Origin of the sequence: Saccharicrinis sp. GN24d3 (assembly GCF_052400645.1) — a bacterium.
Lineage (GTDB): Bacteria > Bacteroidota > Bacteroidia > Bacteroidales > Marinilabiliaceae > Saccharicrinis.
The window spans coordinates 32,408-48,017 of the sequence record NZ_JBQTGI010000007.1 but is presented as its reverse complement, the minus strand read 5'-3'; the positions used below and the strand labels follow the sequence as shown (position 1 = coordinate 48,017).

12 protein-coding genes are annotated in these 15,610 nt (G+C 39.2%); 3 read left to right on the top strand and 9 right to left on the bottom strand.

Annotated elements, in window-relative coordinates:
* Window positions 1-51: 51 nt before the first annotated feature.
* Window positions 52-492 (bottom strand): hypothetical protein, encoded by a 441-nt coding sequence (locus ACT29I_RS09800; RefSeq protein WP_444793321.1) that lies wholly within the window; start codon window positions 490-492, stop codon window positions 52-54.
* 146 nt (window positions 493-638) lie between these two features.
* Between ACT29I_RS09800 and ACT29I_RS09795 the strand changes: the two genes are divergently transcribed.
* A complete protein-coding gene (locus tag ACT29I_RS09795) occupies window positions 639-1,928 on the top strand; it encodes an MFS transporter (protein WP_430935504.1) in 1,290 nt (429 codons plus the stop codon).
* 503 nt (window positions 1,929-2,431) lie between these two features.
* On the opposite strand, the gene ACT29I_RS09790 is transcribed toward ACT29I_RS09795, so the two are convergent.
* The 4 genes from ACT29I_RS09790 to ACT29I_RS09775 form a co-directional block, all read right to left on the bottom strand.
* Window positions 2,432-3,985 (bottom strand): WG repeat-containing protein, encoded by a 1,554-nt coding sequence (locus ACT29I_RS09790; protein WP_444793320.1) that lies wholly within the window; start codon window positions 3,983-3,985, stop codon window positions 2,432-2,434.
* A 52-nt stretch (window positions 3,986-4,037) separates the two neighbouring features.
* Complete coding sequence (locus ACT29I_RS09785) at window positions 4,038-4,919, bottom strand: porin family protein (RefSeq protein ID WP_444793319.1); 882 nt, start codon at window positions 4,917-4,919, stop codon at window positions 4,038-4,040.
* A gap of 83 nt (window positions 4,920-5,002) precedes the next feature.
* Window positions 5,003-6,043, bottom strand: a complete 1,041-nt coding sequence (locus tag ACT29I_RS09780) for a hypothetical protein (RefSeq protein WP_444793318.1) — start codon at window positions 6,041-6,043, stop codon at window positions 5,003-5,005.
* Window positions 6,044-6,045: 2 nt separating this feature from the next.
* Window positions 6,046-6,531, bottom strand: coding sequence for an RNA polymerase sigma factor (locus ACT29I_RS09775; protein WP_430935512.1), 486 nt, complete (start codon window positions 6,529-6,531; stop codon window positions 6,046-6,048).
* A gap of 240 nt (window positions 6,532-6,771) precedes the next feature.
* On the opposite strand from ACT29I_RS09775, the gene ACT29I_RS09770 reads away from it, so the two are divergent.
* A complete protein-coding gene (locus ACT29I_RS09770) occupies window positions 6,772-7,482 on the top strand; it encodes a hypothetical protein (protein WP_444793317.1) in 711 nt (236 codons plus the stop codon).
* A 357-nt stretch (window positions 7,483-7,839) separates the two neighbouring features.
* Here the strand turns inward: ACT29I_RS09770 and ACT29I_RS09765 are convergent, their stop codons facing one another.
* Complete coding sequence (locus ACT29I_RS09765; RefSeq protein WP_444793316.1) at window positions 7,840-9,432, bottom strand: alkaline phosphatase family protein; 1,593 nt, start codon at window positions 9,430-9,432, stop codon at window positions 7,840-7,842.
* A gap of 406 nt (window positions 9,433-9,838) precedes the next feature.
* Complete coding sequence (locus ACT29I_RS09760) at window positions 9,839-10,207, bottom strand: DUF190 domain-containing protein (protein ID WP_430935518.1); 369 nt, start codon at window positions 10,205-10,207, stop codon at window positions 9,839-9,841.
* 667 nt (window positions 10,208-10,874) lie between these two features.
* Here ACT29I_RS09760 and ACT29I_RS09755 point away from each other — a divergent pair.
* Window positions 10,875-13,031 carry an elongation factor G gene (locus ACT29I_RS09755; protein WP_430935520.1) on the top strand — a complete coding sequence of 719 codons (2,157 nt, stop codon included), beginning with the start codon at window positions 10,875-10,877 and terminating at the stop codon, window positions 13,029-13,031.
* A gap of 191 nt (window positions 13,032-13,222) precedes the next feature.
* Here the strand turns inward: ACT29I_RS09755 and ACT29I_RS09750 are convergent, their stop codons facing one another.
* Both ACT29I_RS09750 and ACT29I_RS09745 read right to left on the bottom strand, forming a co-directional pair.
* Entirely contained in the window at window positions 13,223-14,482 is a 1,260-nt protein-coding gene (locus tag ACT29I_RS09750; RefSeq protein WP_430935522.1) for a gliding motility-associated C-terminal domain-containing protein, read from the bottom strand.
* A gap of 233 nt (window positions 14,483-14,715) precedes the next feature.
* Window positions 14,716-15,468 carry a response regulator transcription factor gene (locus ACT29I_RS09745; protein ID WP_444793315.1) on the bottom strand — a complete coding sequence of 251 codons (753 nt, stop codon included), beginning with the start codon at window positions 15,466-15,468 and terminating at the stop codon, window positions 14,716-14,718.
* Between the last annotated feature and the right edge of the window lie 142 nt (window positions 15,469-15,610).

The following is a 15,610-nucleotide window of genomic DNA, read 5'->3' as shown; positions in this document are numbered from 1 at the left end:
GTATTAAGAACGGTTCTTTATTCGTAATTAGATTGCCGTTCTGTTTTATTCTCAATAATCATACAATAACTTTTCATTCCAGCCTTGCAGATTCAAGTATATTTTATCGCTCTGGATTTGTAAAGGTGCGATATCAAAAGCAAAACTTCTGGTGGGAACCGCATCGCATGCTTCACGGTTTTCCAGTGTCAGCCATAATAATCTTTGTTCGGGATAGGATTCCATGACAGCCCCCGAATCGAATAGGCAAACTTTCCAGGTGGAACCGGCACAGCCAGAAGATGCAATATCCACACGTAAAGAATCGCCAATTATTTGTGCCCCGGTAATTGTAAAGTTGTCAGATCTTGTGTTCGAACTTGAATAGGGAAGTATTATAACCTTGTCGCCGCAAGGATATTGAGGTAGGCCGCAATCGCAAGGGCAATCTTCTTTGCACGAGAAAGAGAGCGTAAGAATTGCAGCGAGTATTATACAGATGTACTTTTTCATAATTAGATGTTTAGTTATGTCTCTAAATAAATGACAGCGAAAATTAAATGGGTTGCGTTGCTTCAGTTAAAAAACACATTTAATTTTGTTTAACCTTTCGGTATTACTGCATTCCGTACTTTTGTGGTTTACAATTTAATGATATTATGCAAAAAGCAGAAGCTTCTACAAAACCGCTTTTCTTTTACGGGTTTGTTATTGCTGTGATTGGTACCCTGGGGATTTGGGCCAGTGTTCCCGGGCAGACAATGGGGGTAAGTACCTTTACCGATCCAGTGAAAGATGCCTTAGGGTTAAATAGAAATGCCTTTAGCTTGGCCTATGCCATTGGTACCGTTGGGAGTTCGTTTTTGTTGGGTATGGCTGGTAAATGGTTCGATATTTATGGCGCCCGCAAGGTGGCTACATTTGCGGCCTTCGGCTTGGCTTTGTCCCTGGCAATAAGTTCTCAATCACAGGTGATATCTGAGTTTGTGCTAAAATTACTGGGAATCAACACCTGGATTGTTCCTTTCGTGGTAATGATTATCTGTTTCTTTTTTATTCGTTTTACAGGGCAGGGAGTGCTTACCTTGGCCTCGCGAAACATGATAATGTTGTGGTTCGACAAATACAGGGGAAGCATTAATGCCTTTAGCTCCATAGCGGTATCGTTGGGTTTTTCTGTTTCACCCTTGATGATCAATTATTTAATTGAAGGAAATGGATGGCAGAAAGCATGGCAGATTTTAGCCCTGATCTTGCTATTCATGGGCATTCTCATTTATTTGTTGTACCGGGATAAGCCTGAAGTAATGGGCTTAAAACCGGATGGCAACCTGCTTAAAAAGAACGATAAAGTAAAGAGCGATGACGATAGAAAACAGTTTACAAAATATGAGGCTCTAAAAACAAGGGCATTTTGGATGTATAGTCTGATGTTGGCGTTTAACGGTTATTTCGTGACTGGGCTAACATTCCATATCATCTCGGTTTTTGATAGTGTTGGACTATCCAAGGCAGATGCCATTTCCATATTTGTGCCCATGTCAATTATTTCGGTAACTACTTCTTTTATTTTTAATGCGGTCAGCGATTTTGTTAAACTTAAAAAGCTATTGTATGTGATGATTCTAGGAGGGATTATAGTTTCTCTGGGATTGGCGTTCTTGAATTTTCCCTGGGGATATTATATGTTGGTGGCCGGCTCGGGTATAATGGGGGGAATGTTTGCAGTGCTGTCATCCGTGGCTTGGCCTCGGTTTTATGGCAGAAAAAATTTGGGTGCCATTTCTGGTGTCAGTATGCAAATGATCGTGTTTTCCAGCGCATTGGGGCCTTTGTTGTTTAGTTTGTCGTTTAAAATGATGGGTTCCTATTCGGTAATTGCCCTGTCGGGATTGATAGGCCTGGCCTTGATAGCCATTTTCTCCTTTAAGGCTGATAATCCTCAGTAATGGATGAATAGTCCTGGTCTTTGTCAATAGTGACAAGAATTGAAATTGTTGATAATAATGAACCCAAAATTGACATTAGACTTCACCTGATTGCCAATTCGGTGATCAAAATCTAGGCATTACTTATACCCGCAATATGCATCAGATATCCTGTCGTGCAATTTAACTACTTGAAAACAAGGCGTTTCTAAAACTTTCTTTAATTCACCAGAGCGGTGCTATGCCTCATTTCAGCAACTTCTTGTTATATGGTATTTTAAATGCTCGCTACGTACCTCTAATTACAAAATCTTAAACACAGCAAGGTAAGATTTTCTATCCTGATAGCAATCGGGACAGCTTCTGCCTATTGATATTAATGAAATTTTTAATTCCTAATGCCAGATCTCGGATAAATAATAGAATGTCCTAACATGCCGGAGATTATTGTCATTTGATCGGACATTCCCTATGCGAAGTTTTTAATGGTTAGTAACCAATGTTTAATATACTTTTGAAAGGTATCACCACGATCCCGGGTATAACGATATGCCAAAGGAGATAGGGTAAAGTTCGGGCCCTTTGTCGTTCTCGAACATTTCCGATAAGTAGTACGTGGCATATAAGTTAATGGCTTTGAAACCCACACGCAACTGTGCTCCATACCTAAAATCATTCAAAGCGAAGCTATCATTGTTTTTGTCTTTGGTTCTGTCGCCATCAATTTTCGAAACTACCTTGGTGTGCGATTTTAATCGGTATCCGCCAATTACTCCCGTGGAAATATAAAAAGCATCCGGCCTTTTGCGGCTGAACTGAAGTTCGAATAGAACAGGAGCCGTCAAGTACAGTGTTGTTAATTTATTCTTTTCTATGGGATCAGAGATAGCCACTGAGCTTAAATTCCCATTAGCAAGGGAGACGGGGATATTTGGATTGTCGAAGCGATAATTGTTGTAGGTCAAACCTAATCCGGTAACAAAACCTACGTTTCCACGTCGGCTCAATGAAATATTTTGTTGGAAAGCATTGACCGAAACCTCAATGGATTTACCGGTATTTAATGATAGATAATTGTATCCATCGGGTAACGAAAAATTCCCATCGCGACTCATGTAGTTATTTAGTCCGATATCCACTCCCCAATAATGGGCCCTAAACTTTCTGTGTTTCTTATGGTCGTTTCGGTTTTGTTCGAAGCTTTTGTCTTTGTCGAAGGAGAACTCTTTGGTGCCGTCTTCATCCACAATTTCGACTTTAGATCCAAAAAACTTTATTACCGTTGTATCCCGGTCAACAACTTTTGTTTTGCTGCTATCTTTTCCGGTCACTTTTTGATCCGCATAAACCACTCTAGCGTCGTTTTCAACAATTGTATCTTCCTTCAATTTGGATGTAGGGTTGCCGTTTTTATCTATGTAAGATATTTGGCCGTTCTGCACCGCTTGGGCCACACCATCAATAAAGGTTCCAATAGATTGATATTCGCAAGGAATGATCTCAAGCCCCTGGAGATTTATATATCCCATTTTACCGTTCCTCAGTACTTTGGCAATGCCATCTTCAAATTCCCAAATTTTATGGTATATGGCAGGGATAAACTCGTGCCCCGAAAGGTTTACAAATCCTGTTCTTCCATTTTTCAGCACCTTTGCTTTGCCGTCTTCAAAAGTTCTGATCTGATCGTATTCGCAAGGTATAAATTCATTACCATGTTGGTTTACATAACCAATTTTGCCATTTCGAAGAACTCGGGCTTTACCATCTTCAAAACCCCATATCATTTCGTAAATGGTAGGAACAATAATATCGCCGTTGGTATTATAAATTCCAAGCTTACCATTTTTTAGTACTTTAATGTTTCCGTTATCTTGCAAGTTCCAAACCTGATCGTTTTCGCAAGGAATAATGATATCGCCGTTTTGATTGACCAGACCAATCTTGCCATCTTCCATTACACGGTAAAAACCATCGTCTATTTCCCAGTATTTGTCGTAAGCGTTCAAAAACGGCTTATCCTGCGCCTGACCTATTAAGGCGAAAAAAGTAAACAGCAGTATGGTAATTAAATATCTCATGAAAATTAAATTGAGTTTTATTTGATCAGCTGTCACAAGGGTTGATATCTGTTTAAAAGTTCGCCAGCGTTAAACCAACGGTAAATGGTGTTACCTCGGGCCCTTTGTCCGATTCATATAAAGATGAAAAGTTGTAAGTACCATATAACTTAATAAAATTGACGCCTACTTGAAACATGACTCCATATTGAAGCGGGTTGATGTTCATATCCTGTCTCGATTTCTTTTTATCGTCGCCAAAATATACCGTTTTTGTGTGCGAACCTAACCTAAAACCTCCATAAACTCCCGCCGAAACAAAAGCATGAACATTGGATTCTTCGGAAGTTTGCAGTTCCAATAAAAGTGGAATATTGATATAAGAAGTAACTATCTTGCTTTTTTTTACCTTTCTGTCTGTTATTGGTTCTCCTATGGTAATGCCTTCATCGTTTTGCATAATCAGAAAGTTGTTGTCAAAACGATAATTGTATACCGACCAACCCATGCCGGTTACTAATCCAAAGTTGGTCTTGGTTTTTTGCAAGCCAATGTTGTACTGTAAAAAGTTAATGCCTACGGTCATCGACTTTCCTGAGTTCAAGTCCATAAAATTGGCCTGGTCGGTTTCTTCGTAGTTGCAAAAACCCAATTGAACGCCAGCCCAATGCCCTTTAAAGTTTTCTCTATTTACCTTAACCATTCTCACTTTGGTGTCGTCATAATTTTCAATAAACTCCCACCTTCTGCGGCCAATAGTAATTTTAGCCACGGTATCGTTGTGTTCGTTAACTTCAACTCTGGCATTGGGAAAACCAAAAACCGCTCTGTCGTCCTTATCATCTATAAGGATAATGTCGGTCGATTTCTGCTTTTTCTTTTCTTTTTCCTGGCTGAAAATTCCGGTAGGAATAAGAATGGTACAAATAATTAATAATGTATATAATTTAAACATGATTCTCGTTTTTAAATGTAACTCGCACATTGCATCCAATAATCGAAACTTCCGGACGTTTCATTTTTAGGACGCTTAGGCGCTTAATTAGTTACAGGTTTGTTTTTAATTCTTTGCCTAATAGAGATGTTATCAGACTCTACCTCATAGGCTACCATAACGCCATCCTGGTTTAAGACTTTCTTCATTTTTGTTTCGTTACCCGATAAAAAGTTAATGACCTTAACTCCACTTGCAATTGCTTTGGCACTGCGGCTTAAGCGTTGGCTTTCTTCCTTAACTTCCGATTGCATGGCCAAATAATTCTGTTCTCTTTCCAATAAATTGTTGGCAATAACAATAGGCATCATGGCATTTAAACCTAATTCGTAGGCATTTACTTTTTCTGTTTTCAATGGATAAATCTCTCTTTTAGGTAGCGATTCATATTCTACTTTTTCAGGTACGGATTGATCTGCTGTATTTGTTACGGCTTCTGTTGAATATTGGACAACATGATATGGTTCGGTTTCTTCTTTTTTAGTTTTAATATTGCTTTTCTGTGTTGTTGTTTGGGTGTTGGTTTTGGGCATGGTAATTAACGATGGAGGATCATTTACTGCAACGGTTTGGATGTCATCAGACGATTTTTTGAGGAATGGCATGGCTCCAAACGAAAGCAAAAAAGTAATGATGGCAGCGGCACTTACTTTGCGCAATGTGTTCAGCTTTAAGGTTGGAATCAACACGGCCCGCTTTATGTTTCCTTTAGGTTGGTATTGAATCGTTTGATCTGCTTTTAAAATAGTTTTGGGGTAAAGTAAAAATAACCTGTTATCGTACTCTTGCAGGTAGGATGCTTTCCAGGTTTTTTCATCTTCGTCTAATCCGACTTCTATTTCTTTTGCCCCTATGTAATCGGGATAGGCCATGTCTGCATAGGCTTCCGGTGCCTTTAACAGGTTGGCTTTTGGGGCGTGTACCTCTTCATCAGGACTTAAAATGATTTTATCTAAACCTTGCAGTTCTTCTTTTATTTGGGGATTTTTTTCTAAAAATTGAAGCAGCAAGGCTTTGTGGGAATCCGAAAGGTTTCCGTCCAAATAATCCATCATCCATATTTCATAATTTTCCTTTGTAATCATAGTCACACTAATACCTCGATTTTACCGATGTAATTTTTTAAAAACTGTCTACCCCTATAAATGTAAACCTTCACTTGTGCTTCGCTCAGTTGTGTTATATCAGCAATTTCTTTGTACGAATACCCTTCATAATCACGCAACAGTATAACATTTTTCTGATCGGGGGGTAGCATGTCCAGCACTTGGTGTAACACCTCGTTCAGGTCGGAATAACTTTGGTTGGTATAATACTTGTTATCGTCGGCCTTGTCCCATTCAGCCTTATATTTTTCTCTTCGTATAGCGTCTATCAGTGTGTGATAAGCTGTGGAAAAAAGGTAACTCTTAACTTTTGCGTACGAGATATCCTTATGGTTTTTCCATACCTTTTCAAATGTATCCTGAACAATGTCCTTCGCTTTTTCGGTGTCCTTGATGTTTTTCAGGACAAATCGATAGATATTGTCGGAATACTGTTCTACACCCTTGTTATATTCTTTTACTGTCATCCAGATTAAGCAGCAGGTTATTATGCCGATGCGGATTCTCTTTTTGATTGTGTTTTGTCTGTCAATACCAGAAAATCGTTATCGATGTATGGGTGTGACGCCCAAATTATCGTAAAGTTACAGGTGTAATAAAATAAATGAAACTTTTTATTTAAATATAACAGAAGGGAGGGTCTTTTTTTAACATGCAATAATTCCATACCATTGGCGTTTATTGCATATCAACAACACAACATTATTATGAATACTCAATCACGCAACACAATATGGTTGGTGCTATGGGCAGTATCTTTTTTATGTGCGGAGCACACTGTAACTGCACAAGGTAAGCTTAAGGATAAGGCCGACTTACAATTTCTGACCGGATTAAACAGAGGTTTCGGCCTGGGAACCAATATCATTTTTGAGGATTTGTCCACAGAATTTCCTTTTGATATCAGGATAGGCTTAGGTTACACCTGGTTAAACCCGGGAAATTCTTCCAAGGCGCGCCGTGTTTTTATTAACGATGCCACCAATGGAACTCCCGAAAAAAAAGGGAGGAACATTGATCTTCGACTGGATTTATTGAAGGGGATGACTTTGTTGGGTAATTCAAACTCGTATTGGTTTGTTGGGCCACGTTATTCTTTTTTCAACGGTAATTTTAAATACGTGGGCGGCAACGAAGACTTTGATATCACCACAAAACAGTTTGGTATTGGAGGAGGACTCGAAAGCAGATATGCCATCTCAGATAATTTGAAGCTGATTGCAACTGCGGGTTTGGATTATTATCTGGCCGCTAAGATGCAGGGGCATGATACCGCCTACTATCGCGATAACGATAATGTAAATGCCAGAAACAAGCAGGGGTCGGATACAAAATACAAGTACAAAGATGCCGACAATGCAGTGGATCAACCCAAATTTATGCCTCGACTTATGGTGGGTATTCAGTGGGACTTTTAACCCGGATTACATGGTGCAAACAGTTGGTTTTTGTATATTGCTTCAAAACAAGGCACTTCGTAGATTCACTTTAAGCCTTGTTTCGGTAAAGCCCTGTTTTATTTATATTGATTACATCATTGGCTTGTTCAGTATTTTTAATGTAAACTTTGTTACTGCTTTCGTCCATCGCCATAAATGCCCTTGCAACGATCATATCGAAGTTCTAATGTAATCCGGGTAAGAGACGAAAATGTTAATTCGCAGTTTTTCAAACATCCCTTTGTAGTGGAAAAGCTAGAATTCAATACCTTAACAATACAGGAACTTGACTAAGCTAAAAGCGGTCTGTCAGGAAAATATCTATCCAAGGATAGATTAATCCACTATTTCTTTAAACGGTTCCCCGATGCAACCATTAGGCTCTGTTATTTGCAGAATTTTGCAAATGGTAGGGGCTACGTTAATCATATCTACACTGTCGAATATTTGCTCCGCTTTTGCTTTCCATCCAAAAAATATTAACGGGGAATAGCAGTTCTGTTCATATTTGATGGTTCGGCCCCCATTTACTGCTTCGATCCAACCCGGTTTTAAAGAGATAAATAAATCGCCCGATCTGCCATAAAAATAGTTTTGCTGAAACTTGCTAAAGATACCCGTAGTATATTCGTTAACCCTTAAGTGGTGGGCAGTAATCGTTTTGTCTATCCCCGAAACCTCTAACAGAAACTTGGCAGATTTTTCCCGAATCTCTTCCAGGTTTATTTTTGCCTTCTCCAATAATTTATGGTTGAAATAAAACTGCTTGTCGTTGTACCCTTTTATCCACTTTCCCTGACCGTAAATAGCCATTAAATATAAATTAAGGAGAGCTCCGGTTTTTCTACCGTTAAAAATCCCTGTGTTCAGGTTGTTTTGTTCAAGAGTTTCCGGCAGCCACCCCATGGTTGGCGTCGAGTTTAAAACTATCAGGGTGCGTTCCATTCCAACATTATCTTTTACCAATTGAATGATGGATTCTATTTGAATGTCCAGCCTTAGCAATATATCTTCAACTTCGGCATCAAACATTTCATGCGGTTCTTCTGAAAAAGGTTTACATGACAGGTTTATGCTCAGCAAATCCGGATAATCGTCCTTGCCCATTTCTTCATTAATTATAAGTGAAGCCATGAAGTCACGCAACAAAACATTGCCATATGGCGATCCAATCATTTTTTGGTAGGGTAGGTTAGAGTTGGATTTGCTTCTCATATCATACATAAAATGCCTCGGTTTAACCGACTCTTTCGAAATGTACTCCTGGTATTTCTTTAAGTCTCTAAGTGGTCCCCACTGTCTTTCGGTGTACGCGTCCGCAAACTTCATGCTGTTGTATTTCTCAACCCAAGGTAACTCCTCCGAATCCGCTGAGGTCATTCCGCCTGTAGTACGGTTAAACCAAAAAGTTAGTTTTTTATCGATAAATCCTTGGTAGGCCATTTTTTTGGGAGAAAATGAAATGGCAGCAATTTTTGATTTCCCACCATAAAAAATATTCAACTCATCCGAAATTGTGGTAGAATATAGATTTGAAAATTCGATATAACCCGAATCAGGTTGGGCAGTTTCATCTGTAGCTATAAAACGACTTGATTTCTCCTTGTTTTCTGTATGAATGGCGTACCACGAATCTCCGATTATTCCGTGCGTATTGGGATAGCAGCCCGAATGCATATTCACTTGTTTTGTGCCACTGAAGGATGAGGTTGAATTATAGTTGCCCTTATGGTAAAAAGTACCTTTATTCACCAATTGATTGAAGCCAAGCCTACTAAATTTATCCCTGAAGGAGATCAGGTGTTCGGTACGCAGCTCATCTATATTTAAAAAAATAACCAACCTGGGAACTTGCTTAGCCTGCGGGGGTTGGGCTGAAATTAAGCTGAAAGCAGAAATAAAAATAATGAGGAAAAGAGATAACTTCATTTGAGCTGATAATTTAAAAAACAGCGCAAAAATAGTCAGCAATACGCAATATCTCAAATAAATTAACCTATATAACCTATATTACTTGTCGCATTACAAAAACATGAATGCTCTTATACGGCTTTTCGCACGCCCATACAAAGTATAAGGTATAGCAGTACAGGGGGTTTTCGTCTTCGTATTAAAGCAATGAACGTGCAACTTACCTTATAACCTTTGTTTGTTGAGTATGAAAGGCCAACCCCAAGCAGCCTGGTGATAGCTCCAGATAAATGGACAGCAAAAATTAATCGCAGAAACCGTATCCGGCTTATGACGGATGGTGACCGATAGCAAAAATGACCATTTTTAAACCCTGGATTCTAAAATTAATGCCAGGTTCGAAAAACCCAGAGGTCATGTGATATTATTTTACGGTTGACTTGACTTCTTCGTGCTTGCGATAAGAAACAATATCGACATCTTCAATATAGATAATTCCAGCCCCATTGGCCTTGTCAATCAGGCCGGATACTACTTTTGAAAAATCTTCTATTCGTTCTTGCCGATCAATTATTTCGATAATAATGGGTGGATCTTCGGAAAGTTCAAAGGTTTTGGAGGCATTGCTTAATCCATTGGCACCGTACCCCATAACGCCTCTGCTAACCGTCGATCCGGCCAGGGTATATTTTTTGGCGGCAAACACGATGGCTTCATACAGCGAACGTTGATATACCTTTTCCGTCTCCCGTATAATTATTTTAAGCTTTTTAGCTTTCCCGTCTAATATCATATCTCCTTTTTTTGTTGTGCTGATTCCTTCAAGTTTAGTTCAATCAAATTACAACTAATAAAGCACACTTTCAACATAAAATGATAAAATGTTTTATTCAGAATTTTAACCCGAAAAAAATCAATAAATTTTTTGTCCCGTGAGTTGCCGTTTTATAAAAATTTAATTTTCAAGTAATTTAGATCTGTATCGAGTTTTATGCCTGGTTCTAGAATTGACTGTAATGGGTGTTGAAATGATAATAAAAGCCAGGTCAAAGATCGTGACATTTATCGTCACGAGTTAACCAACAACGAAGCCAGGCTTGTCATGGCTGCGCCCTCAACAACCAACGGCCTTCGTCATTATTTATGTATTCTCATGAATAAGATGGGCGAATGGATAAAAGAAGGATATTCGGACTAACTTTAATTGTGGATTACTTGATTGTTATTTAAATATTATTAATTTTGAGATTATATCCTTTGAAGGCGTTTAGCTTTTGTTACTCTGTACGATTAAAAAGAGGATAAGCGCATTCTACAATCCCTTATTTATTAACATGGTCAGAACTCAACTTCAAATATTTATGCAGTTACGGTGATTTAAACAGCTCAATTTGGGGGCTGTGATTTAAATTCCTTCTATAAAATTTGATTTTTTGATTTGACCGCAATTCTAATGTTTTATGAAGGTATATCAAGCAAATCAAATTAAGAACATCGCGCTCCTTGGAAGTTCAGGCTCGGGTAAAACCACCCTCGCCGAGGCTATGTTATTTGAGGGTGGTGTTATCAGCCGCAGAGGCGATATTGAAAACCGGAGCACGGTATCAGATTATCACAAAGTAGAACATGAATACGGATACTCCGTGTTTTCCTCGGTGATGTATACCGAATGGCTCGAGAAAAAGATAAACTTTATCGATACCCCGGGGTCAGATGATTTTATCACCGGAGCGATCACTTCCCTTAATGTTACAGATACTGCTTTAATGCTGTTAAATACTACGCAAGGCGTTGAGGTAGGAACACAAAACCTTTTTAGATATACCGAACAATATAATAAGCCGGTTATTTTTATAGCCAACCAGCTCGATCACGAAAAGGCGAACTTTGAACAAACCATAGAACAAGCAAAAGATAGTTTTGGAAACAAAGTGGTTGTCGTTCAATACCCTGTTAACGCGGGTGATGGGTTTAATGCCCTTGTCGACGTGCTTAAAATGAAAATGTATAAGTGGGGCCCGGACGGTGGTAAACCGGAAGTGCTGGAAATTCCTGCGGAAGAAAAAGAAAAAGCTGATGAGCTTCATAACACGCTTGTGGAGGCTGCTGCCGAGAATGATGAGGATTTAATGGAATTATTCTTCGACAAGGGTAGTTTAGATGAAGATCAAATGAGGGCAGGTATGCACAAGGGTTTAATTGCCCGGGATTTGTATCCGGTGTTTTGTGTGGCAGCCCGTAAGGATATGGGCGTTCGGCGTTTAATGGAATTCCTCGGAAATATTGTTCCTTTTGTTTCGGAGATGCCAAAACCGGTAACAAAAGATGGCCGGGAAGTTACCTGTACATCTGATGGACCGGCTTCTATTTTTGTTTTTAAAACGAGTATTGAACCTCACTTGGGAGAAGTGTTGTTTTTTAAAGTAATGTCGGGTAAGATCAGCGAGGGGATAGACCTGATTAATATGACAAAGGGTTCCAAAGAACGCATTTCCCAGCTTTATTGTGTGGCGGGAAATACACGAACCAAAATTGCTGAATTGGTGGCCGGGGATATTGGCGCTACCGTGAAATTAAAAGAGACCAAAACCAACGATACCTTAAATGTTAAGGGATGTGATTATGTTTTTGAACCTATTCATTATCCCGATCATAAATTCAGAACTGCATTGGCGCCTGTTAATGAGCATGATGACGAAAAGTTAGGTGAGGCTTTGCTGCGTATGCACGAAGAAGATCCAACACTGGTGGTGGAATACTCTAAAGAATTGAAGCAAATTATAGTTAATGGTCAGGGCGAATTCCATTTGAATACGATGAAATGGCGAATCGAAAACAATGATAAGATTGCGATCGAATTCATTCGTCCCAAAATCCCGTACCGCGAAACTATTACTAAAGCAGCCCGCGCCGATTACCGACATAAAAAACAGTCCGGTGGTTCGGGACAGTTTGGTGAGGTGCATATGGTGATTGAGCCGTACGAAGAAGGGATGCCGGTGCCTACAAGCTATAAATTCAACGGTCAGGAGTTTAAAATGAATGTGAGGGGAACTGAAGAAGTTAAATTGCCGTGGGGTGGTAAACTGATGTTTTATAACTGTATTGTTGGTGGTGCCATTGATGCCCGTTTCTTGCCCGCAATCCTTAAGGGGATCATGGAAAAAATGGAGGAAGGCCCATTGACAGGTTCTTATGCCCGCGATATCAGGGTTTGTGTGTACGATGGCAAGATGCATGCCGTGGATTCAAATGAAATATCGTTTAAGTTGGCCGGACGAAATGCCTTTAGTGAGGCATTTAAAAATGCAGGGCCAAAAATACTGGAACCGATTTACGATGTTGAGGTAAAAGTGCCATCGGACAGAATGGGTGACGTGATGAGTGACCTGCAGGGGCGCCGCGCACTTATTGAAGGTATGAGCAGCGAAAAAGGTTTTGAGGTGATCAAAGCCAAAGTACCTTTGAAAGAAATGGATAAATATTCCACTTCACTGAGTTCAATTACCGGTGGAAGAGCTATGTTTACGCTGAAATTTGCCAAGTACGACATTGTTCCGCATGATGTACAGGCCCAGCTGTTGGCTGACTACGAAAAAGAACTTGCAGAAGCATAATGATATTCTTGTGGTTGCTCTGAAGAGCGGACACTGAATAGGTTTGGTTTAATTTAATTGTTGAGAATGAACATCCGGTGTGGTTTGGCATCGGATGTTTTATTATGCGAAAAACTGAGGTCTTCACTGTAACTAGTGAATGCGGGCTGTTGAAAGCTGGCTGACAAACTACTTCCGACTGCTGACGGAACTTAATTCCCCCGGAACAAATGCAAGGCATCTTCCAATTTTCTGGATTCCCCTTCGTTATACCCCGTAGCAGTAATCACATAAAAGTAAACCCCCTCGGCTGCATCTTTACCTGCAATTTTTCCATCCCATCCTTTCCCGGGGTTTGTCGTATGAAATACCTTTCGGCCCCAACGATTGAAAATGACCATTTTAAATTGTTTTACCGACCTGTAAACGACCCTAAACTCATCGTTGATTCCATCGCCATCAGGAGTAAATACGTTAGGTGCTTGTAACTCGATTTCTTCTATTTTAATGTTTCCCAGTGTTGTAAAGTCGGTACAGCCGCTTATGTCGTTTTTAACTGTTACGATCATAGAATATTCACCTAACTTATCGAATACTATTTCTATTAAGCCATCTTCGCTAGGTTTTTCTTCACCTTCTGATGTTTGAAGTTCGAAATCAACGGAATAGCTTTTATTAAAGCCTTTCGAAGAATCATTGATCAAAACGATAATTTCAGCTGAGCCTGTAAAGTCATCCGTTAAATTTGTAAACTCGTTGTCACCGGGTAATTCGTTTTCGTTTTCACGATCCAATACATTATAGCTAAAATCGGCCACGACCGCTATGGGATCGGTAAAGTCATAAGCTGCCTCTAAAGTATGTGCACCGTTAAAAGCTGAAGCGGATACTGTATAAGTAATAAGCTCTGCGGGAGCATCCAGAACCGGTTGTGCTCCTGATGTTTCCTGTGGATCACTCGCAGGATCTGATGTCCAGGTATAGTCCAATTGATAGTTTACAGAATAGGCATCTCCTGTTGAAGGATTCATATAATTGAGAGTTTTCGTAGCGGTTTCTGCATTTAATTGAATGTTGTTACAATTGCTATAGATAGTATCTACTGTTATTTCCATAATTTCGGGCTGAAAAGTCCAGCATACATATTGTCCTACCGGAGTGCCATTGTCGTTGACAGTAACCCGGTATGCTCCACCGTCCGCAATATCGATAAATGTGGGATCGTTTCCGGTGACTGCACTGTTCCAGCTTCCATTTTCGTATTTTTCCCAGGTATAAGTAATATTGGTACCTCCAACAGGTGGTGTAGCACTTAAGGCTGCAGATGAAATATCAGTATAAAAAAACAAACTGTCACTTACTGAATATTCGGCTTCCAGACTGGAACTGTGACCTGTAGAAATAATTTGAGCGGAGATATGTGTAGTTGTGGCAAACAACAGAAGAATTGCATATTTATAAAACTTGTTCATCGGAATTTAACCCTGTTAGTTTAATTAATATTGTATCAAATAGATAATACCGTATGTATGGCTTATAAATCTCTAAAGCGTAGTTACAATCGAAATGAATATGCACAACACTTTAGAAGCTTATGGCTATAAGATTTCAAAGATATTTAATTAAACGGTTTTCAAGAAAATAAATTGCCAAGGGGAATAAGTTCGCTCGCAAATGAATTTTTCGATTTCACTTCGTCATGTTCCTAACTTGTAATTAGTCCGTGGGTTAAGCCATACGCCACAAGTTCGGGAGTATTGCACAGCTTTGTTTTCGATAGCATTTTCCGGCGGTGTGTATCTACGGTGTGTTTGCTGATATGAAGTATTGTACCAATTTCGTGACTGCTTTTTCCTATGGTTAATAAGTTTAAAACCTCCAATTCACGGAGTGTGAATGGGGTTTGCCTTCTGTTTTTAACAGTTTCAAGGTTTATTGCTGAAGCATCTGTGTTAGAAGTCCATTTTTGCCGGTTAGGAAGTAGTGTGCAGTAGCTTAGTAGTTTAAAGCTTTTGTTCCAATCTCTTTTTTCGTACAGGTAATTCGTGTTTAATACTTCCAGATATTCGTTGTTTCGATGTTTTAGTCCGAACTTAAGGGATAATATATTAGCTCCGGTATCCAGGGCAGCATAATTATTAATTATAAACTCACAGGCATTTCTGTAGGAAGATGATACGTTAGAAAGATCATTTGGGTGAATCAATTTAAACAAGGACTTTAATGAGATGTCCACTGGGTCAAATTCTAATATACGTTGGAAATTATTTGAAATAAAAGTGAGCTTAAAACCCGGAAATTGAGATATATAACAGAATTGATTGTCGGCACAGTTAAAATCTTTGTTAAGAATATCGTTTCGGTTTAATGGAGGAGCCGAATTTAGTATGTTCTCAACAAAGAGCTGGTCAATTTCACTAATAATTTCCTGATAAGGTTTGTCTGTAAATACTTTCATAATTTAGAATCTTAATTATTTGCTTTATGCTTTCGCAAAAACAACTTTTTCCTATTTAATGAAGACAATTAAAGTATAAGCCTGCTTAAAACATAAACTTTAAAAAAGCCGATGAATTAAGCAGGACTAACCCTAAATATGT